Origin of the sequence: Saliterribacillus persicus, assembly GCF_003337485.1 — a bacterium.
Classification (GTDB): domain Bacteria; phylum Bacillota; class Bacilli; order Bacillales; family Amphibacillaceae; genus Saliterribacillus; species Saliterribacillus persicus.
Genome location: NZ_QPJJ01000006.1, coordinates 51,238 through 76,720, shown reverse-complemented (window position 1 = coordinate 76,720; position 25,483 = coordinate 51,238). Strand labels below are relative to the sequence as shown.

The 25,483-nt window shown below is 35.2% G+C and carries 23 protein-coding genes; all 23 read left to right on the top strand.

The window, feature by feature from the left end; translation table 11 throughout:
• Nucleotides 1-32: 32 nt before the first annotated feature.
• The 23 genes from rseP (at nt 33) to DFR57_RS08160 (ending at nt 25,313) form a co-directional block, all read left to right on the top strand.
• The gene (gene rseP / locus DFR57_RS08270) at nt 33-1,289 is read left to right on the top strand and encodes an RIP metalloprotease RseP (RefSeq protein ID WP_114352673.1); all 1,257 of its coding nucleotides are present in this window, start codon (nt 33-35) and stop codon (nt 1,287-1,289) included.
• A 32-nt stretch (nt 1,290-1,321) separates the two neighbouring features.
• Nucleotides 1,322-3,019 (top strand): proline--tRNA ligase, encoded by a 1,698-nt coding sequence (locus DFR57_RS08265; RefSeq protein ID WP_114352672.1) that lies wholly within the window; start codon nt 1,322-1,324, stop codon nt 3,017-3,019.
• A gap of 78 nt (nt 3,020-3,097) precedes the next feature.
• Nucleotides 3,098-7,384, top strand: a complete 4,287-nt coding sequence (locus tag DFR57_RS08260; protein ID WP_114352671.1) for a PolC-type DNA polymerase III — start codon at nt 3,098-3,100, stop codon at nt 7,382-7,384.
• A 292-nt stretch (nt 7,385-7,676) separates the two neighbouring features.
• Complete coding sequence (rimP, locus tag DFR57_RS08255; protein ID WP_114352670.1) at nt 7,677-8,150, top strand: ribosome maturation factor RimP; 474 nt, start codon at nt 7,677-7,679, stop codon at nt 8,148-8,150.
• A 13-nt stretch (nt 8,151-8,163) separates the two neighbouring features.
• Complete coding sequence (gene nusA, locus DFR57_RS08250; protein WP_114352669.1) at nt 8,164-9,285, top strand: transcription termination factor NusA; 1,122 nt, start codon at nt 8,164-8,166, stop codon at nt 9,283-9,285.
• 12 nt (nt 9,286-9,297) lie between these two features.
• Nucleotides 9,298-9,576: an RNase P modulator RnpM gene (gene rnpM, locus DFR57_RS08245; RefSeq protein ID WP_114352668.1), complete on the top strand. Its 279-nt coding sequence runs from the start codon at nt 9,298-9,300 to the stop codon at nt 9,574-9,576.
• A complete protein-coding gene (locus tag DFR57_RS08240) occupies nt 9,573-9,893 on the top strand; it encodes a YlxQ family RNA-binding protein (protein WP_114352667.1) in 321 nt (106 codons plus the stop codon). The genes rnpM and DFR57_RS08240 overlap by 4 nt, the downstream gene beginning before the upstream one ends.
• A 4-nt stretch (nt 9,894-9,897) precedes the next feature.
• Nucleotides 9,898-11,985, top strand: a complete 2,088-nt coding sequence (gene infB, locus DFR57_RS08235; RefSeq protein ID WP_114352666.1) for a translation initiation factor IF-2 — start codon at nt 9,898-9,900, stop codon at nt 11,983-11,985.
• Nucleotides 11,982-12,263 (top strand): DUF503 domain-containing protein, encoded by a 282-nt coding sequence (locus DFR57_RS08230; RefSeq protein ID WP_114352665.1) that lies wholly within the window; start codon nt 11,982-11,984, stop codon nt 12,261-12,263. Before infB ends, DFR57_RS08230 begins: the two co-directional genes overlap by 4 nt.
• 26 nt (nt 12,264-12,289) lie before the next feature.
• Nucleotides 12,290-12,640: a 30S ribosome-binding factor RbfA gene (rbfA, locus tag DFR57_RS08225; RefSeq protein ID WP_114352664.1), complete on the top strand. Its 351-nt coding sequence runs from the start codon at nt 12,290-12,292 to the stop codon at nt 12,638-12,640.
• A 102-nt stretch (nt 12,641-12,742) separates the two neighbouring features.
• Nucleotides 12,743-13,648, top strand: coding sequence for a tRNA pseudouridine(55) synthase TruB (truB, locus tag DFR57_RS08220; protein WP_114352663.1), 906 nt, complete (start codon nt 12,743-12,745; stop codon nt 13,646-13,648).
• 13 nt (nt 13,649-13,661) lie between these two features.
• A complete protein-coding gene (gene ribF / locus DFR57_RS08215) occupies nt 13,662-14,597 on the top strand; it encodes a riboflavin biosynthesis protein RibF (RefSeq protein WP_114352833.1) in 936 nt (311 codons plus the stop codon).
• A 124-nt stretch (nt 14,598-14,721) separates the two neighbouring features.
• Nucleotides 14,722-14,991: a 30S ribosomal protein S15 gene (gene rpsO / locus DFR57_RS08210; RefSeq protein ID WP_114352662.1), complete on the top strand. Its 270-nt coding sequence runs from the start codon at nt 14,722-14,724 to the stop codon at nt 14,989-14,991.
• Nucleotides 14,992-15,395: 404 nt separating this feature from the next.
• Nucleotides 15,396-17,501: a polyribonucleotide nucleotidyltransferase gene (pnp, locus tag DFR57_RS08205; RefSeq protein ID WP_114352661.1), complete on the top strand. Its 2,106-nt coding sequence runs from the start codon at nt 15,396-15,398 to the stop codon at nt 17,499-17,501.
• Nucleotides 17,502-17,754: 253 nt separating this feature from the next.
• On the top strand, nt 17,755-18,972 hold the full coding sequence (locus DFR57_RS08200; protein ID WP_114352660.1) for a M16 family metallopeptidase: 1,218 nt from the start codon (nt 17,755-17,757) through the stop codon (nt 18,970-18,972).
• A 17-nt stretch (nt 18,973-18,989) separates the two neighbouring features.
• Complete coding sequence (locus DFR57_RS08195) at nt 18,990-19,223, top strand: YlmC/YmxH family sporulation protein (RefSeq protein ID WP_114352659.1); 234 nt, start codon at nt 18,990-18,992, stop codon at nt 19,221-19,223.
• Between the two features lie 232 nt (nt 19,224-19,455).
• Nucleotides 19,456-20,325, top strand: coding sequence for a dipicolinic acid synthetase subunit A (gene dpaA, locus DFR57_RS08190; RefSeq protein ID WP_114352658.1), 870 nt, complete (start codon nt 19,456-19,458; stop codon nt 20,323-20,325).
• A 70-nt stretch (nt 20,326-20,395) separates the two neighbouring features.
• On the top strand, nt 20,396-20,980 hold the full coding sequence (locus DFR57_RS08185; RefSeq protein WP_114352657.1) for a dipicolinate synthase subunit B: 585 nt from the start codon (nt 20,396-20,398) through the stop codon (nt 20,978-20,980).
• A gap of 100 nt (nt 20,981-21,080) precedes the next feature.
• Nucleotides 21,081-22,127, top strand: a complete 1,047-nt coding sequence (locus DFR57_RS08180; RefSeq protein WP_114352656.1) for an aspartate-semialdehyde dehydrogenase — start codon at nt 21,081-21,083, stop codon at nt 22,125-22,127.
• Nucleotides 22,128-22,143: 16 nt separating this feature from the next.
• Nucleotides 22,144-23,358, top strand: a complete 1,215-nt coding sequence (gene dapG, locus DFR57_RS08175; RefSeq protein ID WP_114352655.1) for an aspartate kinase — start codon at nt 22,144-22,146, stop codon at nt 23,356-23,358.
• 51 nt (nt 23,359-23,409) lie between these two features.
• Entirely contained in the window at nt 23,410-24,285 is an 876-nt protein-coding gene (gene dapA, locus DFR57_RS08170; RefSeq protein WP_114352832.1) for a 4-hydroxy-tetrahydrodipicolinate synthase, read from the top strand.
• A gap of 109 nt (nt 24,286-24,394) precedes the next feature.
• Nucleotides 24,395-25,102, top strand: a complete 708-nt coding sequence (locus DFR57_RS08165) for a ClpP family protease (RefSeq protein ID WP_245937424.1) — start codon at nt 24,395-24,397, stop codon at nt 25,100-25,102.
• A gap of 1 nt (nt 25,103) precedes the next feature.
• On the top strand, nt 25,104-25,313 hold the full coding sequence (locus tag DFR57_RS08160) for a YlzJ-like family protein (RefSeq protein ID WP_114352653.1): 210 nt from the start codon (nt 25,104-25,106) through the stop codon (nt 25,311-25,313).
• Nucleotides 25,314-25,483: the final 170 nt, after the last annotated feature.

The following is a 25,483-nucleotide window of genomic DNA, read 5'->3' as shown; positions in this document are numbered from 1 at the left end:
ATTTTTTTCTAAAAGGAAGGAGTGAATAAAACTTGAATACAGTCATTGCTTTTATTTTTATGTTCGGACTCCTTGTGTTTGTTCACGAGTTTGGACACTTCATTTTTGCTAAGCGAGCGGGTATGCTTGTAAGAGAATTTGCAATAGGTTTTGGTCCGAAAGTTTTTTCTACTAAGAAAAATGAAACATTATATACTGTTAGACTTTTACCACTTGGTGGATATGTTAGAGTGGCAGGAGAAGATCCAGAAATAATTGATTTGAAACGTGGGCAACACGTCGGATTAGAATTCAATGAGGCTGGAAAAGTAAACAAGATTATTGTGAATAATAAATCAAAGCATCCAAATGCACAAGTAGTAGAAGTTGAAAGAATAGACTTGGATCATCAATTAGTAATTGAAGGATACGAGATTGAAACAGAAACAAAGCTACATTTCCAAGTTGATGAAAAAGCTGACTTTATCATGGATGAAAAGGAAACACAAATCGCTCCATATAATCGTCAGTTTTCTTCTAAAACAGTAGGCCAAAGAGGAATACAATTATTTGCTGGGCCAATGATGAATTTCCTTTTAACAATTGTTATCTTCATTATTTTAGGCTACGTACAAGGGGTACCTGTTGATGAGATTGAAATTGGCAATGTGCAACCGGATAGTCCTGCTGATGAAGCTGGATTTGTAGAAGGTGATACAGTTTTAAGTATTGAAAATCAATCAATTTCTGAATGGGAACAATTTCAAGAGATTGTTCAAAGCAATCCAGAAACGCCTCTAGAAATGAATGTATTAAGAGGGAATGAAGAGCTTAATTTAACGGTAACACCAAGGCTTATTGAGACACCTGAACAATCTATAGGTCAAGTGGGTGTTCAATTGGCTTTAGAAAAGTCATTTTGGGGATCTATACCCTATAGTTTAGAACAGACCTACGATTGGTCGAAATTAATTCTAGTAAACCTAGGGAAGCTTGTTACAGGACAATTTTCTATTGACATGCTATCTGGACCTGTAGGCATTTATGATGCCACTGATCAAGTTGTTAAGACAGGCTTTCTGAACTTTTTAACTTGGACTGCCATTTTGAGTGTTAACTTAGGCATAATTAATTTACTACCACTCCCAGCTCTTGACGGGGGTCGGCTATTATTTGTCGGATTAGAAGCAGTACGTGGTAAACCGATTGATCCACAAAAAGAAGGTGTTGTACACTTTATAGGATTCGCGCTATTAATGCTACTAATGATTGTTGTTACATGGAATGATATCCAACGATTATTTTTATAAATTAGATAAGTTAGATGAGGTGACCCAAAAGAATGAGGCAAAGTCAGACATTATTACCAACGTTAAAAGAAACACCAGCAGGTGCTGACATTAAAAGTCATCAACTGTTATTGCGTGCTGGGTTTATTCGCCAAACAGCATCAGGAGTATATAGCTTCTTACCTTTAGGTAAAAAAGTTCTAACAAAAGTAGAAGCAATTGTACGAGAAGAAATGGAAAATGCGGGTGCAGTAGAAATGTTAATGCCTGCACTTCAACCAAGTGAACTATGGAAAGAAACAAATAGATGGGATAACTTTGGTCCAGAGTTAATGCGTCTACATGATCGTCATCATAGAGAGTTTGCACTTGGTGCTACGCATGAAGAAGTTATAACAGACTTAATTCGAAGTGAGATAAATTCCTATAAGAAATTACCGCTTACTCTCTATCAAATCCAAACGAAGTTTCGAGATGAAAAAAGACCTCGATTTGGCTTATTACGAGGTAGAGAATTTGTGATGAAGGATGCTTATTCCTTTCATACTAACGACGAGAGCTTAGACGAAGTTTATGATCGTTTGTTTACTGCTTATTCTAATATATTTAAGCGTTGCGGCTTAAATTTTCGAGCAGTAATTGCAGATTCTGGTGCAATGGGTGGTAAAGATACACATGAATTTATGGTTCTATCTGAAGTTGGTGAAGATACAATAGCTTATTCAGATTCAAGTGATTATGCCGCTAATATAGAAATGGCACCTGTTATTGATCGATATGAAGATACTAAACAAACTGAGATTGATGAATTGGCCCTCGTTTCCACACCGAATCAAAAGACTATGGTAGAAGTGGCTAGTTTCTTAAATCGTCCGTTAGATCAAGGTATTAAATCCTTGTTATTTAAAATAGATGAGGAATTTGTTCTTGTATTAACACGTGGAGATCATGATGTTAACGACATCAAATTAAAGCACATATATCAAGCAGTTGAGGTCGAATTAGCAACCGAAGAGGAAGCAAAGAATCTTTTAGGGGCTTCTGTTGGATCACTAGGACCAGTGAATGTTAAGAATGTTGAAGTTATTGCGGACTACAGTGTGAAATCTATTGTTGACGGATATTGTGGTGCAAATGAAGATGACAAGCATTATATTAATGTTCAACCTGAAAGAGATCTAGTGATCAGTAAATATGAAGACATCCGCTTTATAAAAGAAGGGGATCTTTCACCGGACGGTAATGGTATAATTAAATTCGCTAAAGGTATTGAGGTTGGTCATGTTTTTAAACTAGGAAAAGTTTATACAGAAAAAATGGGCGCCAATTACCTTGACGAGTTTGGTAAATCACAGGTTATGACAATGGGTTGTTATGGTATAGGTGTTTCTAGAACATTAGCTGCAATTGTCGAGCAGTATAATGATGAAAACGGAATTACTTGGCCAAGTGCTGTAGCTCCTTATCAAATTCATATGCTAACCATGCAGAGTAATAAAGAAGAACAAGTAGAATTAGCAGAACAGATATATACAACTTTAAAAGAAAATCAAATAGATGTACTTTATGATGACCGTAAAGAGCGTCCAGGCGTTAAATTTGCTGATAGTGACCTCATTGGTATTCCAGTAAGACTTACTATTGGGAAAAAAGCAAATGAGGGAATAATTGAATGTAAAATTAGAGCTACAGGTGAACAATTTGATATTCATATTTCTGAACTGCTTGGTCGTTTACAAGAAGTATTATAAATGCGATTCCCTTGTCATAACGACAAGGGAATTTATCTATAAGCTGTTCTTGACTTTAATGGGAAAGGAAGTAGTTAGATGTCCATGACTGGCGCAAAGAAAATGGAAGTCCTCTTAGATCAAATTGAGTTACCAAAAGATATTCGCGAACAATATTTTAAATCGGCTAAACTGGAAAAATTAATTGTTCACCGTCAAAGTAAAGTTTGGCATTTTTATTTTCATTTTGAAAATGTACTACCTCCAGATGTATATCAATTGTTTATTTTAAAATTAAATACTGCATTTTCAAATATCGCAGCAGTAAAGTGGAACATTCAAACCGAGAACAATAAGATTTCAAGTACTTATATGAAAGAATATTGGAATATATTTATTTCTGAAATTGTTAAAGCTTCACCTCGATATAAATCGATGGAATTCAACAAACCAATAGTTAACGATAATAACATTATGTTAACTTGCCAAGATGACATTCAATTGCAATCGATTAAAAAAAATATAGAACCACAGTATCGCTCCTTTTGCGAGAAAATTGGTGCTAGCTTTTTTACGATTGATATTGAGATTAATCAGGAACAAGACGAAATTCAAAAGTTTAAAGAAAGAAAAGATATGGAAGATAAAGCTTTTGTACAGCAAGCAGTAAAGCAAATTGAAGAAAAAGCTAAGCAAGATGACCAAGGAAATAAAGGTCCTATTTCTATTGGATATGCGATAAAAGGTACTCCTATAGAAATGGAAAGTATAAAGGAAGAGGATCGAGGAATTATCATGCAAGGGTATGTCTTCGATGCTGAAGTAAGAGAGTTAAGATCTGGCCGACATCTGTTGATTATGAAAATGACTGATTATACCGATTCATTTTCCGTTAAAATGTTTTCAAAAGGCGATCAGGATGCCGATACTTTTAGTTCCATCAAAGCTGGAATTTGGTTAAAGGTAAAGGGTACGATTCAAACAGATAATTTCTCTAATGAACTAACGATGATGGTTAATGATATGCAGGAAATTGAAGGAACAATAAGAAATGATGCTGGCATAGATAATGAAAAAAGAATTGAGCTACATACTCATACCGTTATGAGCTCAATGGATGCTGTTGTTACTGCATCAAAATTGGTCGAGCAAGCTGGTAAATGGGGCCATGAAGCAATTGCTATTACAGATCATGCAGGTGTTCAGTCCTATCCAGAAGCATATGCTGCAGGACAAAAGCATGGCGTAAAAGTGATTTACGGTGTGGAAGCGAATGTGGTCGATGATGGAGTACCGATGGCCTATAATGAAACTGACCGAGATTTAGAAGAAGCCACATATGTTGTTTTTGACGTAGAAACTACAGGGCTATCAGCAAAATATGACACGATAATAGAACTCGCTGCAGTTAGGATAAAAAATGGGGAAATTATTGATAAATATGAATCCTTTGCAAATCCACATCATCCACTATCTGAAACAACGACGAATTTGACTGGTATTACAGATGATATGGTTCAAAATGCGCCTGAAGTAGAGGAAGTTCTAAAGGAATTTCAAGCGTGGATGAAGGATGATATATTAGTTGCCCATAATGCTTCTTTTGATATGGGATTTTTAAACACAGGCTTTGAGAAGTTTGGCTATGAGAAAGCTGAAAATCCCGTTATCGATACATTAGAATTAGCTCGATTTTTATTTCCGGAATTAAAAAATCATCGACTAAACACATTGTGTAAAAAAATGGATATCGAACTTACGCAACACCATAGAGCTATCTATGATGCTGAAGCTACAGGCTATTTATTATGGAAATTCATTAAGCTTTCACTAGAAAAAGAAATAACTAATCACAAGCACTTTAACCTTCATATGGGGGAAGGGAATGCTTATCAACGCGCTAGGCCATTTCATGCTACATTACTTGCTACAAATGAAGTTGGATTAAAAAATATTTATAAATTAGTTTCTACTGCTCATATTGATTATTTTTACAGAGTTCCCCGAATTCCGCGATCTAAGTTACAACAGCTTCGAGAGGGAATTATTGTAGGTTCTGCCTGTGATAAGGGTGAGGTCTTTGAGGCAATGATGCAAAAATCAGTTGAAGAAGCCGAAAGTGTTGCATCTTTCTATGACTATATAGAAGTTCAACCGCCAGAAAATTATTATCATTTAATAGAAAAAGAGCTTATTCAAAATGAAGCACAATTATTTGATATATTAAAAAATATTATTGATATGTGTGATAGATTGGATAAGACTTGTGTGGCAACAGGAAATGTCCATCATTTAGAAGAAAATGACCGTCTTTATCGACAAATCTTGATAAGCTCACAAAGTGGAAATCCACTAAGTAGACAAAGACTACCGAATGTTCACTTTAGAACTACAGTTGAAATGATGGAGGCATTCCATTTTATTCCGAAAGAAAAAGCAAAAGAAATCATCATTTCTAATCCGAAATTATTAGTAGATAAAATAGATGACGTAAAACCTGTTAAAGAAGATCTCTATACACCCAATATAGAAGGAGCAGATAGTGAGATCAGGCAATTAAGCTATGATTATGCCCGTTCCATATATGGTGATCCACTACCTGAATTAATTGAGAAGAGAATTGAGAAAGAATTAGAAAGTATCATCGGACATGGTTTTGCCGTTATTTATTTAATCTCACAAAAGCTAGTGAAAAAATCATTAAATGATGGTTATTTAGTTGGTTCGAGGGGGTCTGTTGGATCTTCTTTAATAGCAACTTTTACTGAAATCACTGAAGTAAATCCATTACCACCACATTATGTTTGTCCTTCATGCAAACATAATGAGTTTTTTACAGATGGTTCAGTTGGTAGTGGTTTTGATTTGGACGATAAGAATTGTCCCAAATGTGATACCGAATTAAAGAAAGACGGACAGGATATTCCATTTGAAACCTTTTTAGGCTTTAAAGGTGATAAAGTTCCCGATATTGATTTGAATTTTTCAGGGGAATATCAACCACGAGCACATAACTACACTAAGGTATTGTTTGGAGAAGAGAAAGTATTTCGAGCGGGAACAATAGGTACTGTCGCAGAAAAAACTGCATATGGGTATGTGAAAGGATATGCTTCTGATCACGATTTAAATTATAAAGCCGCAGAAGTAGACCGTTTGGTCAAAGGATGTACTGGGGTGAAACGTACTACTGGACAACACCCTGGTGGTATCATAGTTGTACCGGACGATAAAGAAATATATGATTTTACACCTATCCAATTTCCCGCGGATGATCGTAATTCCGAATGGAAAACCACACATTTTGATTTTCATTCAATTCATGACAATTTGTTAAAATTGGATATACTAGGGCACGATGATCCAACTGTTATCCGGATGCTCCAAGATTTGAGTGGAATCGATCCACAAACTATTCCAATCGATGATGCTGAAGTAATGAAAATATTTTCAGGTCCCGATGTTTTAGGGGTAACAGCTGATCAAATTAATTGTAAGACAGGAACATTAGGGGTTCCAGAATTTGGAACGCGATTTGTTAGACAGATGTTAGAAGATACTAAGCCCAAAACATTTGCAGAATTAGTAATCATTTCTGGGCTTTCGCATGGAACAGATGTATGGCTAGGAAATGCCCAAGAGCTAATAAATGACGGAATTTGTGGTTTGCCGGATGTAATAGGGTGTCGTGATGATATCATGGTTTATCTCATGCATAAAGGATTAGATGCGTCCCTTGCATTTAAAATTATGGAATTTGTTAGAAAAGGGAAAGGCCTTCAAGACGAATGGATAGACGAAATGAAAAAACATGATGTACCTAACTGGTATATCGATTCATGTAAGAAAATAAAATATATGTTTCCAAAAGCTCATGCTGCTGCATATGTATTAATGGCTGTGCGTATTGCTTATTTCAAAGTCCATTATCCACTTTATTTTTACGCTGCGTATTTTACAGTAAGGGCGGGGGATTTTGATTTAGATTCCATGGTAAAGGGTTCCTCTCAAATTAGAAAGAGGATTGAAGAAATACAGGCAAAGGGAAATGATGCGACTCCAAAGGAAAAAAGCTTGCTGACTGTTATGGAAATAGCACTAGAAATGAATGAACGAGGTTATTCTTTCCAAAAGGTTGATTTATACCGTTCAGAAGCTGCAGAATTTGTAGTTGATGGTGACACATTGATCCCTCCATTTAACGCTGTAGATGGTTTGGGTACAAATGCCGCACTTAACATTGTAAATGCTAGAAAAGACGGAGAATTTTTATCTAAAGAAGATTTAAGAGAAAGAAGTAGAATTTCAAAAACAGTTTTAGAATATTTAGATAACCATGGTTGCTTGCAAGGAATGGCAGATAAAAACCAATTGTCCTTGTTTTAAATTTGCTAATGGTTGCATTTACTAATCATCCGTGCTATATTTTAAGTATCTTGTAACAAACGTGTCGTTGAAAGAGTGGGATTTTCCCACTCTTTCTTGTTACGACCAAGTTCGTGTTGGTGTTATTTTTCATTCGTAATAGGGTAAAGAAGTAATCCCTTGCCAATTCAACCTGGCAAGGGATTTATCATTGTAAAAGAAGAAAGTGTTAGGAAGTATTGATAAGGGAATTATACTTATAATAAAGAAGAAATCTTAAAACACTCAGGACTTAAATAAAGGAGGGAATAAATTGGCAAACAAAATTGTAGAAGAAACAGAACAACTCCTGCAACCCATACTAGAAGAATTGAATTTGGAATTAGTAGAAGTATTGTATGAAAAAGAGGGAAAAAATTGGTTTCTTCGCATATATATAGACAAGGCTGGCGGAGTAGATATTGAAGAATGTGGTACGGTATCGGAACGCTTAAGTGAAAAGCTAGATGAAATTGACCCTATCACAGGAGCATATTTCCTAGAAGTATCCTCACCCGGTGTAGAAAGACCACTGAAAAAGCCCGAAGATTTTAAAGCGCATGTTGGGGATAATATCTTTGTGAAATTATATCAGCCAATAGACAATGAAAAAGAATTCAATGGGAAATTACTTTCATTCAAAGAAGATTTAGTGGAGATCGAATACAAGGTTAAAACACGAAAGAAAACACTAGAAATACCGTATAAGCTTATTGCAAAAGCTAATCTATCTGTAAGTTTCGATTAAAGGGGGATAAATAGTGAATAAGGAATTATTTGAAGCAATCAATTACTTAGAAAAAGAAAAAGGGATTAATAAGGAAGTATTAATCGATGCTCTAGAAGCTGCGTTAATCTCTGCTTATAAGAAAAATTTTAAGTCAGCATCAAATGTACGTGTCGATTTAAATGAAGAGTCTGGAAGCATGCATGTGTATTCACAAAAAGAAATTGTGGAAGCGGTGGAAGATCACCAACAACAGCTTTCATTAGAGGAAGCTCAAGAGATTAATCCTAACTATGAATTAGGTGACGTAATCGAAATTGAAGTAACACCAAGGGATTTCGGAAGAATTGCTGCTCAAGCTGCTAAACAAGTAGTGACACAGCGTGTACGTGAGGCTGAACGTGGTGTAATCTTTAGCGAATATATTGACCGTGAAGATGACATTATGACAGGTATAATTCAGCGAATGGACCCTAGGTTTATTTATGTGAATCTTGGTAAAGTTGAAGCTAAGCTACCAGAGAGTGAGCAAATGGCGGCAGATAAGTACCAGGTTCATGATCGAATAAAAGTATATGTTACAAAGGTAGAAAACACGAATAAAGGCCCAAGTATTTTTGTTTCAAGAACCCATCCAGGTCTTTTAAAACGACTATTTGAAATGGAAGTACCTGAAATTTATGATGGCACTGTTGAAGTGAAATCAGTTGCAAGAGAAGCTGGAGATCGCTCAAAGATATCTGTATATGCAAAAGATGAAGATATAGATCCAGTAGGTTCTTGTGTAGGACAAAAAGGGCAGCGAGTTCAGACAATCGTGGATGAACTGAAGGGTGAAAAAATTGATATTGTAGAATGGTCTGAAGACCCAGTAGTCTATGTTTCAAATGCACTTAGCCCATCTAAAGTAGTAGAAGTAATTGTGAATGAAGAAGAAAAAGCAACTACTGTTATCGTCCCAGATTACCAACTATCATTAGCAATTGGTAAAAGAGGACAAAATGCGCGACTTGCAGCAAAGATGACAGGGTGGAAAATTGATATTAAAAGTGAATCAGAGGCAAAAGAAGAAGGTTTATTATCTGAAAAAAGTCAACCAAATGAGGAATTAGGGGACAATGCCTATTCTGTTATGGATGAAGACTTGTTTGAATAAGGAGGTATACACATGCCTAAAAAAGTCAAAAAGGTTCCATTGAGAAGATGTGTAATTACGAAAGAAATGAAACCTAAGAAAGAATTAATTCGTGTAGTTAAAAATAAAGAAGGTGAAGTTTTTGTAGATACCACTGGAAAGAAAAATGGTCGTGGTGCCTACTTAACACTAGACCCTGAAGTGATTAAACAAGCAGAAAAATCAAGAGAACTTGATAAAAACTTAGCAGTCAAAATTCCTGATGCTATATATGAAGAATTAATGGATATGATTGGTAGGAAATCAATTTGAATAATAAGTCATCATATTTAAATTTATTAGGATTAGCTTATCGTGCAGGTGCATGTACGTTAGGAGAAGAATTCATTGTAAAAGAAATTCAGCAAGGACGTGCTAAATTAGTGTTATTGGCAAATGACACTGGTAAACAAACAAGCAAAAAAATACGTGATAAATGTAAGTCTTATGAAGTTCCATGTTACGTGGTAGATAATCGTGACATATTATCACAAGCAATTGGTAAGGAAGGTCGAGTAGCTATTTCCATTCAAGATAAGGGCTTTGCTAAAAAGTTCATGACGTTACTTGATGAATCTAATCGGGGGTGAATGTATGAGTAAAATTAGAGTATACGAATACGCAAAGGAAAATAAGGTTTCTAGTAAAGAAGTTATTAACATATTGAAAGATTTAAATGTTGCTGTTTCAAATCATATGTCAACGATTGATGATGAAATAATTAAACAATTAGATACTCATTTTAAAGGCTCATCAAAAGACGATAAAAAAGATGAGAAACAAGATGAGAAACAAGATGAGAAACAAGATGAGAAAACAAATAAAGCTGCAAAGCCAGAGGTATCTAAAAAGAAATCAAAATCGAAAGATAATAATAATTCAAAGAATACTACACCGGATACAAAAGAAAAGGCAGAAGATAACACAGAAAATGAAAATAGAATAAGTTATATAGGCACGTTAACTGTAGGAGAATTAGCTGGAAAGCTAGAAAAAGAATCTAGTGAAATTATCAAAAAGTTAATGTCATTAGGTGTTATGGCTACAATCAACCAAGATTTAGATGATGAATCGATTGAATTAATTTGTGCTGAATATAATGTCGAAGTAGATAAAGAAACAGAAATTGATGAAGCTGATTTGATTCATTTTATACCTGAGGATGATGAAGAGGCTTCAGAAGAAAGACCACCTGTTGTTACGATTATGGGACACGTCGATCACGGTAAAACCACTTTATTAGACTCCATTCGAAATACAAAAGTTTCAGAAGGTGAAGCTGGAGGTATTACACAACATATCGGTGCTTATCAAATAGAAGAAAATGGCAAAAAAATAACTTTCTTAGATACACCAGGTCATGCTGCTTTTACAAGTATGAGATCACGTGGAGCACAGGTTACAGATATTGCAATCTTAGTAGTTGCAGCAGATGACGGTGTTATGCCTCAAACAGTTGAAGCTATAAATCACGCTAAAGCTGCTGATGTACCAATTATTATTGCTGTTAATAAGATGGATAAAGAAGGAGCCAATCCTGACCGTGTGATGCAGGAATTAACCGAGCATCAATTAGTACCAGAAGACTGGGGCGGCGACACTATTTTTGTTCAGCTTTCAGCGATCAAGCATGAAGGTATAGATTCACTTTTAGAAATGGTTTTATTGGTTGCCGAAGTAGAAGAATTAAAGGCAAACTCTAATCGCAGAGCAAATGGTACTGTAATAGAGGCGCAACTAGATAAAGGAAGAGGATCAGTTGCTACTTTACTTGTACAAAATGGGACATTAAAAGTAGGAGATCCGATAGTAGTCGGGAATACCTTCGGTCGCGTTCGTGCAATGGTTAACGATTTAGGTAAACGAGTAAAACAAGCTGGTCCATCTACACCAGTAGAGATCACTGGTTTAAACGAAGTACCTTCAGCTGGAGATCAATTTGTTGTATTTAAAGACGAGAAAAAAGCTAGACAAATTGGTGAACTAAGACAACAAAAACAAATTGAAATAAATCGTGGTGATCAAGCACGCGTAAGTTTAGATGATCTCTTTGAGCGTATCAAGCAAGGTGAAATGAAAGACTTAAACCTTATTGTAAAAGCTGACGTACAAGGTGCAGTTGAAGCCTTGGCTGCATCTTTAAGAAAAATTGATGTAGAGGGTGTGAATGTTCATATCATTCATACAGGTGTTGGTGCTATTAAAGAATCAGATATTATTTTAGCTTCAGCTTCTAATGCTATCGTAATAGGGTTTAATGTTCGCCCAGATGTAAATGCTAAGAAAGCTGCTGAATCTGAAAAAGTGGATGTTCGTTTACACCGCATTATTTATAAAGCTATTGAAGAAATTGAAGCAGCAATGCAAGGTATGTTAGATCCTGAATTTGAAGAAAAAGTAATTGGACAAGCTGAAGTCCGTGAAATCTTTAAAGTATCCCGTATTGGTACCATTGCTGGTAGTTATGTTACGGATGGTAAATTAACTAGAGATGCAGGCGTTCGAGTAGTACGTGATGGTGTTGTTATTTTTGAAGGTGAAATTGATACACTAAAACGTTTCAAAGATGATGTGAAAGAAGTAGCTCAAAACTATGAGTGTGGTATAACCATTACTAATTTCAATGATCTTAAAGAGGGCGACGTAATTGAAGGTTTTGTTATGCAAGAAATTGAAAGATGATCTTACTCGTAGCAGAAATAGAGTGTTTCTTTTATGAACCTCATTCGCTAAAAGAAAAGCGAGCGATTATTAAGAAGCTTCTGCATCGATTACAAAAGGAGCGAAATGTTACAGTCGCAGAAATTGATTATCAAGAGCTATGGCAAAGAACGAAAATTGCCATAGCAACTGTTTCTTCAGATTATGTCCAAGCTGAAAGAATTATTAATCAATCCTTTGCAATCATTGATCAATTTACTGAGCTTGAACGTACCATAACTAATATTGATAGGTACTAAGAAATAATATTCGTTGAGGTGATAAGATGAGTGAGTTAAGAGCTAATCGAGTAGGAGAACAGATGAAGAAAGAATTAGGCGATATAATATCACGGAAAATTAAAGATCCCAGAGTAGGTTTCGTTACTGTGACGGATGTAGAGGTTACAGGAGATCTGCAGCAAGCTACAATTTTCATCTCAGTATTAGGTGAAGATAAGCAGAAGCAAGATACGCTAGTAGGTCTTGCAAAAGCTAAGGGCTTTATTCGCTCTGAAATCGGGAAAAGAATTCGTCTACGCAAAACTCCGGAATTAATTTTTGAGTGGGATGAGACGATAGAAAAAGGAAATCGTATTGAGCATATTTTACGTGATTTAAATAATCCGGATGCTTAATTTTGATTGAGAGGCTCCATTATAAATGATAGAACCCTTGTTTATACAGCAGGGGTTCTTACCAATTTTAAATACTGTTTTGATTAAGGTGGAGAGAATCTAATGCATGGAATATTACCAGTTTGGAAACCAAAGGGCTATACATCGCATGATTGTGTTTTTAAAATTAGAAAATGGTTACATATAAAAAAAGTAGGACACACAGGAACCTTAGATCCGGAAGTTGAGGGAGTACTGCCAATTTGTATAGGCGAAGCAACAAAAATTGTACCGTATTTAACGGATACAGATAAAACATATGTTGCTACCATGACATTGGGTTTATCTACTGATACAGAAGATCAAACAGGGAATATTACCTCACAACAAGAGGTGAATGAGCAAGTTTCTAAAGAAGAGATTTTAAATAATCTTAATGCTTTTGAGGGAATAATTAAACAGCAAGTACCTTTATATTCAGCAGTCAAAGTAAAAGGAAAAAAATTATATGAATACGCAAGAAATGGTGAATTCGTTGAAAGACCAATTCGAGAGGTTCACATCCATAATATTCGATTAATAGATAGTACCTATGATAAAGTCAAGAAGACACAAGACGTGCAATTCGAAGTAGCATGTTCGAAAGGTACTTATATAAGAACCCTTTGTAAAGATATTGGTGGTAGAATTGGTTACCCAGCACATATGTCAAAGCTAATAAGGACTGCTGCAGGAAGCTTCAATGAAAGTCAATCCATAAAGTTATTTGATATTCCAAACATTATAGAGAATAATGAAATTAAATCAATTTTATTGCCCATCTCTACGGGTGTTTCTTATTTAGATGTCTGGCATGTAGATTCCCAATTTGCTGAGAAAGTGTTAATGGGTCAGAAGTTTAATAAAACTCCACAAGTGCCTCATTCTGATCTGTTTCGTGTGCAGCAAAATGATACATTATTAGCTATTTATAGACACCATGAGAATGGTGAGGAAATTAAACCTGTTCGTGTATTTAATTGTAATTAAAGAAGGTGAAAAAATGGAAACAATTAAGCTAACCTATCCTCATTATTATTCAAAAGACCAGTTTAAAGAGACGGTAGCGGCAATTGGTTTTTTCGATGGGATTCATAGGGGTCATCAGTCTGTCATAAAAGAAGCGGTTAAGCTTGCAAAAGGTGAGCAAAAAGAAAGTGCGGTAATAACCTTTGATCCGCATCCTTCAGTTGTATTATCCAATGATGTCACCTATGCGCGTTATATTACACCCTTCCATGAAAAAGTAAAGCTAATTGAATCATTAGGTGTGGATAGACTCTATATTATTGCTTTTAATTCAGTATTATCACAACTCTCTCCAAAGATGTTTCTAGAAGAATTCATTGAAAAATTACACGTAACACATTTAGTTGCAGGTTTTGATTTCACTTTTGGATACATGGGAAAAGGGAATATGAATAATATAAATGAATTTTTAAGTGACAACATTCGTTACACTACTATGAATAAGTTAGAGGAAAATAATGAAAAGATTAGCTCTACTAAAATTAGACAGCTACTTAAAGAAGGAAAAGTGGAACAAGCAGAATTACTTCTAGGACATGAACTTACTGCAGTGGGAAAGGTTATAAATGGCGACCAACGAGGAAGAACAATCGGTTATCCTACCGCTAATTTAAATATTGACAATAGCTATCTACTTCCTAAAATAGGTGTATACGCAGTTAAAGTATATTATAAGGATTGCGTATACAATGGAATGGCGAATTTAGGATATAATCCAACGTTTCATCAAGAATTGTTAGAGCCAAAAGTAGAAGTGCATATTTTAGATTTTGATCATTCCATTTATGATGAGGAAATTAAAATATCTTGGAAAAAAAATATTCGCGGGGAAATAAAGTTTTCAGGAATTGAGGCATTAGTAGAACAATTGAAGAAGGATGAGACCGTTGTACGTGAATTTTTCAATTAAATTCCTTGCTTTTTTCACCAAAAACATGTAGTCTTTAATACGTAAACCATCCACTTGGCATATCGAGTCACCGACGAATGCTCGGGGATTGGGGTTATAAATAAATATTTAGGAGGTGAATGGGATGGCCATAACACAAGAACGCAAAAACGAACTTATTAATGAGTTTAAGACACATGAAAGCGACACTGGATCTCCAGAGGTACAGATTGCTGTCCTAACGGAAGAAATTAATAACTTAAATGACCATTTACGTGAACACAAGAAAGACCACCACTCACGTCGTGGACTTTTAAAAATGGTCGGTAAACGCCGTAACTTATTAAATTATCTTCGCGATAATAATATCACGCGATATCGTGATTTAATTCAAAAATTAGGTTTGCGCCGATAACTAGGAAAGCGGGATTATATCCCGCTTTTTCTGTATGTAAAAGTATAAAACTTTAATAATTATTAAAATGCAATTTCCAACATGAAGCTTGATATTACAGCAAGGACTTGGCAATAAGCCAAGCTTTCTTTATAATAATAGAGGTATGACATTTTTATTGAAATTTGTTTTTTACATGATTTTTTATTCTGGACTAATTTATTTAAATAAACTTGTCTATACTATTACATAGATGTATAGTTAAACTAGATTGATTTTTACATACCTTTTAACGTGTATACGTGAAACACGTAATGAAATTTCTATTTTCAATAGTGATTAATTAGGGAAATTTGTAAATGGTTGGATTATTTACAATCTAAATAGGTTATTAAGAAAGGTATTTGAGAGGAGTACAAATAAACATGACAGATGAGAAAAAAATTTTTACAACAGAGATATCAGGACAACCTTTTACGGTAGAAATTGGTGAACTGGCAAAACAAGCGAATGGAGCTTGTATGGTTCAATATGGTGAAACTTCGGTTTTAGTTGCAGCAACTGCATCTAGAGAGCCAAAAGACTTACCTTTTTTTCCGTTAACAGTTAATTATGAAGAAAGATTATATGCCGTTGGTAAAATACCAGGTGGTTTTATTAAAAGAGAAGGTCGTCCTAGTGAAAAAGCAGTATTGACATCGCGATTAATCGATCGTCCTATCCGCCCTTTATTTCCAGATGGTTTTCGTAATGAAGTACAAGTTATTAGCACAGTGATGAGTGTAGATCAGAACAATCCTTCAGAAATTGCTGCAATGATTGGTTCCTCCATTGCACTATCTATTTCCGATATTCCTTTTGATGGACCAATTGCTGGTGCAGTAATAGGAAGAGTAGACGGAGAATTTATTATTAATCCAACCCTAGAACAAAGAGAAAATAGTGATATAGATTTAACGGTAGCAGGTACGAAACACGCTATTAATATGGTAGAAGCTGGGGCGCTTGAAGTTCCTGAAGAAACAATGTTAGAAGCAATTATGTTTGGCCACGAAGAGATTAAACGATTAGTTGCTTTCCAAGAGAAAATCATTGAAGAAGTAGGAAATGAAAAATCAGAAGTCACCTTATTACAGCTTGATGAACAAATTTTTGCTGAAGTAGAAGAGAAGGCTAAAACAGCATTACTTAATGCTATTCAAGTGCAAGAAAAACATGCACGCGAAGTAGCTATTGATGAGGTTAAAAAAGACATTCTCAACCATTACGAAGAGGCAGAAGACGAGGTAATTAAACAAGTAAAATCCTCTTTAGATAAAATGGTAAAAGAGGAAGTCCGTCGTCTAATTACGAAAGAAAAAATCCGTCCTGACGGAAGAAAAGTTGATGAAATTAGAGCATTATCTTCTCGTGTTGGTGTACTTCCACGTACACATGGTTCTGGATTATTTACTCGTGGACAAACCCAAGCATTAAGTGTTTGTACATTAGGTGCTTTAGGAGATGTGCAAATCTTAGATGGTCTTGATGCTGAAGAATCTAAGCGTTTCATGCATCACTATAACTTCCCTTCTTACAGTGTTGGTGAAACAGGACCAATTCGTGGACCTGGACGACGTGAAATAGGTCATGGCGCATTAGGGGAAAGAGCATTGGAAGTAGTTATTCCAGATGAAAAAGAATTCCCATACACAATTAGACTTGTTTCAGAAGTATTAGAATCTAATGGGTCCACTTCCCAGGCGAGTATTTGTGCAAGTACATTAGCTATGATGCATGCGGGAGTTCCTATCAAAGCACCAGTGGCTGGAATTGCTATGGGACTTGTTAAATCAGGAGAAGATTATACGATTCTTTCTGACATACAGGGGATGGAAGATTTCTTAGGAGATATGGACTTTAAAGTGGCTGGTACTGAAAAAGGTGTTACAGCTTTACAAATGGATATTAAGATTGATGGGCTATCGAAAGAAATTCTTGAAGAGGCATTGATCCAAGCTAAAAAAGGTCGTATGCATATTTTAGGTCATATGATTGAAACGATTCAGAAACCAAATGAAGAACTGTCTTCATACGCACCTAAAATTTTAACTATGGATATACATCCAGATAAAATTCGTGATGTTATTGGGCCGAGCGGTAAGCATATCAATAAGATCATCGAAGAAACAGGTGTAAAAATTGATATAGAGCAAGATGGTCATGTATTTATTTCATCCATTAATAATGAAATGAACCAGAAGGCAAAGAAAATTATTGAAGATATCGTTAGAGAAGTACAAGCGGGTGAACTGTATCTAGGTACAGTAAAACGAATTGAAAAATTCGGTGCATTTGTTGAATTGTTTAAAGGAAAAGAAGGGCTTGTTCATATTTCTGAAATGGCAGAGGAACGAATTGGTAAGGTAGAAGATGTGGTATCTATCGGTGATCAAATTATGGTCAAAGTAAAAGAAATTGATCGTCAAGGTAGAGTCAACTTATCAAGAAAAGCTGCATTAGCAGAAGAAAAAGAGAAATCAAACAAATAATATTACCATACGTAACAATTTGTGATAATAGCTTTTTGGCAAGTTATAGAAGGTATAAAAGAAGCTGGTTTTCCAGTTTCTTTTTTATTTTACTATAAGAAAGTATAAAAATTATCGGACTATAGTATAAGGAAAACGAAGGCTTTCGCCAGAAAGACTTGGCCATATGCCAAGTTTTTCTAATTGTTTTCCAAAATAGTTATTTTCAACATCGTTTTAAACTAGACGTAATGGGAATTTAGGAGGAACACCTTTGTTACATCGACACACTTGCGATAATCAATTAAGAATAGTTTTAGAAGAAATTCCGTTTGTTCGATCAGTAACGATCGGAATTTGGATAAAAACTGGCTCGAGAAATGAATCAGCACAAAATACAGGAATATCTCATTTTCTAGAACATATGTTATTTAAAGGGACGAATAAAAGGAATGCTCAAGAGATTGCCGAAGCTTTTGATTCTATCGGAGGACAAGTTAATGCCTTTACATCCAAAGAATATACATGTTTTTATGCGAAAGTATTGGATACCCATAAGTCTTTAGCTATAGAGATCCTCTCTGATATGTTTTTTCATTCTACTTTTAAAGAAGAAGAGATAGGAAAAGAAAAGAAAGTCGTATTAGAAGAAATAAGTATGGATGAAGATATGCCAGATGATATCGTTCATGATCTGTTAGCAGACGCAAGTTATGACAAACATCCATTAGCTTTTCCTATTTTGGGAACTGAGGAAACTGTGATGGGATTTTCACAGGATGACTTATTTACTTTTATGGAATCAAATTACACCCCAGAAAATATTGTTATCTCGGTGGCTGGGAATGTTAAAACTGATTTTATCTTAGAATTAGAAGCTTTATTCGGCAAATTTAACCGTAGCTTAGAACAAAAAAAATTGGAAAAGCCTCTATTTCATAATGGGATTCGTACGAAGAAAAAGGAAATAGAACAAAGCCATTTTTGTTTAGGTTTTGAGAGTTTAGCAATTGATAATCTATATTTATATGAACTTATGATAATCAATAATGTATTAGGTGGAAGTATGAGTTCACGACTCTTTCAAGAGATCAGAGAAAACCAAGGGCTTGCTTATTCTGTCTTTTCCTATCCAAGTACTTTTATTGATACAGGACTTTTAACAATTTATGCAGCTACTGCCCATCATCAATTGGATACTGTGAAAGAGAGCATTTTTGATATTATAGATAAAATGAAAACAAACGGGTTAACCTCACAAGAGCTACAAAATAGTAAGGAACAGCTTAAAGGAAATATCGTCTTAGGATTGGAAAGTACAAATAGTAGAATGAGTCGTAATGCAAGAAATGAGTTGTTGCTGAATAAGCATCGAACTGTAGACAACATGATGCTTTCAATTGATAAAGTCACCGAAGATTCAGCAAAAAAAACGTTAGAAAGTATATTCACAAATGTTCATTCCACAGCTTATGTAACTGCGCATAAATAAAGAGAGGTGGTTTGTGAATGCGTTATAAGGATTTAAGTAATAAAGAGATGATTGATGTCAAAAGCGGCTTAAGAATGGGTGTTTTAGGTCACACAGACATGGAAATTAATACAGAAACTGGACAAATTGAAGCCTTTGTTACCTATCATTATAATTTTCTAGGTTTGAAAAAAGGTGATTCCAAACACCGCATTCCTTGGAAGGATATTAAAAAAATTGGTCAAGACGTTATCGTAATTGAAGACAAATAGAATACGCACAAAAATTGAAGTGTCGTCATGGCACTTCTTTTTATTTTTCTATTTTTAAATATTAGCCTAATATTGTAGGTAGAAATTAAAAATGTTTTAAATTGAGAATAATTTATAATTTAGCTTATAAAACGTTTTTATATTTAGAAGGTTTTCCATCTATTTGTACATTCACTCTTCTAAATATTTGTCATATGATGATATGAAAAGTTCAATCGAAAGAGGTGAGAAGATGTTACAAAGAAAGAAGATAGCAGTGCTAGGAGGCGATGCACGTTATTTAGAATTGATTAAATCATTAACCTCTAGTGATGATTTAGATATATTATTAGTTGGTTTTGACCAACTAAATCCTGGTTTTAGTGCTGTTAAACAGGTTTCGATGAATGAGCTTGAACCGACTGAATTAAGTGCCGTCATCTTACCATTATCAGGGGTAGATGAGTTTGGAAACGTTGAGACTGTCTTTTCCAATAAGCAAATAACACTGAAAGTAGATTGGATAAATAAACTACCAGAAACCTGCACCGTATTTACAGGTATTACAACACCATTTCTTAAGGAAAACGTGGCAGCAAGAAATCTTAAATTTATACCTTTAATGAATAGAAATGATATAGCTATTTATAATTCTATTCCAACTGCAGAAGGCGCGATTATGTTAACTATTAAACATACGAATATAACGATTCAACATGCTAATGTATTTTTACTAGGCTTAGGTCGTGTAGGAACTACATGCGTGCAAAAGTTTAAAGCGCTCGGTGCAAATGTTTGGTCTGTATCAAAAAACAAAGAAGATTTAGCAAGAGCAGATGTAATGGGAGTAACGCCGTTACCGTTAGAACAATTAAGTGCTCATATTCATGCTGCTGATATTGTCATTAACACCATTCCTGCTAAAGTGTTGACGAAAAAGGAAATTCAATTGATGGGCTCTCAAGCGGTTATATTAGATTTAGCTTCAAAACCTGGTGGAACAGATTTTTCTTTTGCTAAAGCTAGAGGTGTTGAAGCCATTCATGCACTTGGCTTACCGGGTATTGTTGCACCTAAAACGTCGGGAGAAATACTAGCAAATGCAATAAAAGAAATGCTTTAAATACACCAAACTTCCTCTACTATACAAACTTACTTAGAAAAACTTCAATGAAATATGGAGGGGAATAAAGATGAATGTAAAGGGAAAAAGAATAGGTTTTGGATTAACAGGCTCTCACTGTACGTATAAAGATGTGTTTCCACAAATAAAAAAATTAATAGACTTAGGTGCAGAGGTAGTGCCAGTTGTATCTTACACATTTATGAATACAGACAGTAAATTTGGTAAAGCAAGCGATCATATGGATACATTGAGAAGACTAACGGGAAAAGAGCCAATTACAACAATTGTCGAAGCTGAACTTCTTGGACCAAGTGCCCCAGTAGATTGTATGATCATAGCACCATTAACAGGTAATACAATGAGTAGAATGGCAAATGCTATAACGGACACACCTGTATTAATGGCATCAAAAGCAACGATAAGAAATGGAAACCCAGTAGTGTTAGCTGTCTCAACAAATGATGCTCTCGGGTTAAATGGTGTTAATTTAATGCGGTTAATGTCGACTAAGCTTGTATATTTTGTTCCTTACGGTCAAGATGATCCAATAAAAAAACCAAATTCACTTGTTTCAGACATGACTTTAATACCTTCAACAATAGAAAAAGCTCTTGAATTACAACAAATTCAACCAGTGATTATTGAAAGATAGCTTAAAATATGGTGAAATATTATAAGAAAGAGTTCGAGTATGTTAAAATATGATTTATGAATAAACAAATGATTGTAGTAAATGGAAGGAGCAAGTAATCATGACAGTAATAAAAGGATATAACGTAGCAGTAGTTGGGGCTACAGGAGCAGTAGGACAAAAAATGTTGGAAACATTAGATAAGAAGGATTTTCCAATTGAAAATTTACATTTATTATCTTCCAAACGTTCAGCAGGGAAAGAACTAACCTATAAAGGTGAAACATACGTGGTTAAAGAAGCAACACCTGAAAGTTTCGAAGGGATCCAAATAGCATTATTTTCAGCAGGAGGATCTGTTTCTAAGAAATTAGCTGATGAAGCAGTAAAACGTGGAGCGGTAGTGGTTGATAATACAAGCGCTTTTCGTATGGATCCAGAAGTACCATTAGTTGTACCTGAAGTGAATGAAGCAGATATTACGAAGCACAAAGGAATTATTGCAAACCCAAATTGTTCTACAATTCAGATGGTAGCAGCACTAAAACCAATTAAAGAGAAATTTGGTTTATCACGCGTTATTGTTTCAACCTACCAAGCGGTATCGGGTGCAGGGAATGAAGCAGTAGAAGAACTACGCCAGCAATCTCAAGACTTCTTAAATGGAGAAGAAATGACAGCTGATTTGTTACCAGTCAATGGGGAAAAGAAACATTATCCAATTGCTTTTAATGCGTTGCCACAAATCGATGTATTTCAAGACAATGGTTATACGTTTGAAGAAATGAAAATGATTAATGAAACGAAAAAAATCATGCATGACGATAGTTTGCATGTTTCAGCTACTTGTGTGAGGTTACCATTCTTTACTGCTCACGCTGAAAGTGTTTATGTAGAAGTAAATGATGCCAACATTACGGTGGAAGATATTCAACAAGCACTTAAGAATGCTGATGGAGTCGTTTTAGAAGATGATCCAACAAATCAAGTTTATCCAACTCCATTATCCGCTTCTGGTAAGAGTGATGTTTTTGTAGGTAGAGTCAGAAAAGATATAGATCACCCGAACGGTTTCCATCTATGGGTAGTATCCGATAACTTATTAAAAGGTGCTGCATGGAATTCAGTTCAAATAGCTGAGTCATTAATTAAAAATAACTGGTTGTAATCCTTGAGGTGGTTCCATGAAAATTTTAGTTCAAAAATTTGGTGGTACTTCAGTTAAAGATAAAGAATCAAGACAGCATGCTCTCACTCATGTGAGAGATGCTATCGATGAAGGGTATAAAGTTGTCGTTGTTGTTTCAGCAATCGGCAGGTATCCAGAACCTTATGCGACAGATTCATTATTAGAGCTAGTGGAGTATCCAAATCAACATATATCAAAAAGGGAACAAGATTTATTGTTGTCTTGTGGTGAAATTATATCATCTGTTGTTTTTTCCAATGAATTAAATCAAAAGGGAATTAATTCTCTAGCGATGACAGGAGCTCAAGCTGGTTTTGTTACAACAGATGATTTTACAGAAGCTAAGATTAAATCAATGAAAGTAGAGCGCCTAATCACGGAGCTTCATAATTTGGATGTAATTGTTGTAGCTGGTTTTCAAGGGCAAACTGAATTGGGTGAAACAACTACGATTGGACGTGGCGGGAGTGATACTTCTGCTGCAGCTTTAGGAGCTGCCCTTAATGCAAGCTATGTTGATATATTTACGGACGTTAATGGTATTATGACTGCTGACCCTAGAGTTGTTAGTAGTGCAAAAACACTTGATGTTATTACGTACGCTGAAATTTGCAATATGGCCTATCAGGGTGCGAAGGTTATTCATCCAAGAGCAGTTGAGATCGCCATGCAAGCTGATGTACCAATAAGAGTGCGCGCAACCAGAGAAAAAGGAACCGGAACGTTAGTAACAACCTCAAGAGATGAGACAAAAGGAAACGATGTTCCAGATCGATTAATTACAGGAATTGCACATATGGAAAATATCACGCAATTAAAGATTGATTCAGAAGAGGATATGAATTATTTACAATCACATATATTTAAAGCTATGGCAGAAGCAAGCATTTCAGTCGACTTTATTAACATCTCTCCAGGAGGTGTCGTATACACTGTTGCTGATTTGCTAGCTGATAAAGCTGTTAGTTTATTAAATGACCTTAATCTAAAACCGGTTGTAAAGAAAAATTGCGCAAAGGTCTCATTGGTTGGAGCAGGAATGACTGGTGTTCCAGGTGTTACAGCTAAAATAGTTAAAACCTTGTCAGACGCTAATATTCCAATTCTTCAATCTGCAGATAGTCATACTACCATTTGGGTATTGATAGAGGAGCAATATTTGATGACGGCAATGAATGCATTACATGAAGCTTTTGATCTTAATTTGTAAAAGAGAACTAAGGTGTGTAGATTGTTGTCGCTATGAAAGGAGAAGGTGAGGATCATGGATTTTGGTAGCTTACTCACAGCTATGGTCACCCCATTTGATGAGAATAATCGCATTAATTTAGAAAGAACTACAGAATTAATCGAATACTTACTTGATCATGGCACAGATGGCTTGATTATAGCTGGGACAACTGGAGAGTCACCAACGCTTAGTTTCGATGAGAAACTAGCTTTGTTTAACCATGTAGTGACAGTTGTAAATGGTCGAGTACCTGTAGTAGCTGGAACAGGAAATAATAATACAGAAGCTTCCATTAGGTTAACCCAAGAAGCAGAAAAAATTGGTGTAGATGCAGCCTTATTAGTGACACCATATTATAATAAACCAAATCAAGAGGGGTTATATCAGCATTTTAAAACAGTGGCAAATGAAACAAAGCTTCCTATTATGCTTTATAATATACCTTCTAGAGCAATTGTCCGATTAACAGTTGAGACAATCGTTTCCTTATCTCAGATTGATAATATCGTTTCTGTAAAAGATTCTAGTGGAGATCTAGATGCTATTTCATCCATATTAGAGCAGGTCAGTGAAGATTTTACAGTATATAGTGGAGATGATAGCTTAACCCTTCCTATACAGTCTATTGGAGGAACTGGTGTAGTTTCTGTTGCATCCCATGTCATTGGAACAGAAATGAAGGAAATGATAATGGCCTTCGAAGCAGGTGAGGTTAAACAAGCTGCTAAACTTCATCGGAAATTATTACCTATCATGAAAGCTCTATTCATGGCTCCTTCACCTTCACCAGTGAAAGCTGCACTTCGTTACCAACAACTAAATGTAGGCTCTGTGCGATTACCTTTAGTTCCATTATCGCCATTTGAAGAGCAGAACCTATACCGATTACTTGATACGTATAAATAACGACTAGAATTCTAGTCGTTATTTTTATACTCAAAAATTAGGTACATAAAGAATGGCATACTTATCTTTGGTCATACTATGGTTAACTGAAGAAAAGGAGTGCTTTTCATTGAGCAATAGTCCCGATAAAAAAGAAGATCCTTCATCATCATTAGTCGAAAAAATTCAACAGCTTGGTCAAACAAATGTTGCAGCTTCAAATGACTCACCTATCCATGTTTTATCCATTATTGGTCAGGTGGAAGGGCATATTCAACTTCCACCTCAAAATAAGACGACAAAGTATGAACACCTAATCCCGCAATTAGTTGCAATAGAGCAAAATGTAAAGATTAAGGGATTGGTCGTTATTTTAAATACAGTTGGTGGTGATGTTGAAGCTGGATTAGCACTTGCAGAAATGATAAGTTCATTATCGAAACCAACTGTTTCTGTTGTATTGGGTGGCGGTCACTCCATTGGCGTTCCAATTGCTGTAGCAACGGATTATTCATTTATCGTGCCCACTGCAACGATGACGATCCATCCAGTAAGATTAACTGGATTAGTAATTGGTGTGCCCCAAACCTTTGAGTACCTAGATAAAATGCAAGAGCGGGTGCTTCAATTTGTTATTACCCATTCTGATATTGACGAAGAAACCTTGAAACATTTAATGTTTGAAAAAGGCAATTTAACAAGAGATATTGGAACTAATGTGATAGGTAAGGATGCAGTTAAACATGGTTTAATAAATGAAGTTGGAGGCATTAGCCAAGCAATTTCTAAGCTAGAAGAATTAATGAAAGCAGAAGAAAATAATAAGAAGGAGCATTAACATGATACACTATACTCCATTAAATGCACATGATATTTATCAATTAGATAATCAGAAAAACACATCCTACCAGTGGCTTCAAAAAGAAAATTGTTCTCTATTAGTAAAAAAAACAGGTAGTGGTGATCATGAAATTATTCAAGTCTGTTCAACAGAACCAAATGATTATTTAGACGAAGCTTTTAAACCTGGGTCGATCGTTAAACTTTAAAAAAGTAAAAACATCAAAAGTTAAATATGTGCTATAATAAAACTAGTGTGAAAAATGGAGCAAGCCCTTGTCATATAAAGGCAAGGGTTTAATTGAATTTAATAATTAAAATGAAATGTTTCTGAATAAAAGAAAGAATTCTCTCAAATAAAGCATGAAATTTTTAGGAG

Bases quoted from the DNA above. Each gene is read 5' to 3' on its own strand.
- DFR57_RS08265 (WP_114352672.1), top strand. From the start codon at position 1,322: ATGAGGCAAAGTCAGACATTATTACCAACGTTAAAAGAAACACCAGCA.
- DFR57_RS08260 (WP_114352671.1), top strand. From the start codon at position 3,098: ATGTCCATGACTGGCGCAAAGAAAATGGAAGTCCTCTTAGATCAAATT.
- rnpM (WP_114352668.1), top strand. From the start codon at position 9,298: ATGCCTAAAAAAGTCAAAAAGGTTCCATTGAGAAGATGTGTAATTACG.
- infB (WP_114352666.1), top strand. From the start codon at position 9,898: ATGAGTAAAATTAGAGTATACGAATACGCAAAGGAAAATAAGGTTTCT.
- DFR57_RS08230 (WP_114352665.1), top strand. From the start codon at position 11,982: ATGATCTTACTCGTAGCAGAAATAGAGTGTTTCTTTTATGAACCTCAT.
- rbfA (WP_114352664.1), top strand. From the start codon at position 12,290: ATGAGTGAGTTAAGAGCTAATCGAGTAGGAGAACAGATGAAGAAAGAA.
- truB (WP_114352663.1), top strand. From the start codon at position 12,743: ATGCATGGAATATTACCAGTTTGGAAACCAAAGGGCTATACATCGCAT.
- ribF (WP_114352833.1), top strand. From the start codon at position 13,662: ATGGAAACAATTAAGCTAACCTATCCTCATTATTATTCAAAAGACCAG.
- rpsO (WP_114352662.1), top strand. From the start codon at position 14,722: ATGGCCATAACACAAGAACGCAAAAACGAACTTATTAATGAGTTTAAG.
- pnp (WP_114352661.1), top strand. From the start codon at position 15,396: ATGACAGATGAGAAAAAAATTTTTACAACAGAGATATCAGGACAACCT.
- DFR57_RS08195 (WP_114352659.1), top strand. From the start codon at position 18,990: ATGCGTTATAAGGATTTAAGTAATAAAGAGATGATTGATGTCAAAAGC.
- dpaA (WP_114352658.1), top strand. From the start codon at position 19,456: ATGTTACAAAGAAAGAAGATAGCAGTGCTAGGAGGCGATGCACGTTAT.
- DFR57_RS08185 (WP_114352657.1), top strand. From the start codon at position 20,396: ATGAATGTAAAGGGAAAAAGAATAGGTTTTGGATTAACAGGCTCTCAC.
- DFR57_RS08180 (WP_114352656.1), top strand. From the start codon at position 21,081: ATGACAGTAATAAAAGGATATAACGTAGCAGTAGTTGGGGCTACAGGA.
- dapG (WP_114352655.1), top strand. From the start codon at position 22,144: ATGAAAATTTTAGTTCAAAAATTTGGTGGTACTTCAGTTAAAGATAAA.
- DFR57_RS08160 (WP_114352653.1), top strand. From the start codon at position 25,104: ATGATACACTATACTCCATTAAATGCACATGATATTTATCAATTAGAT.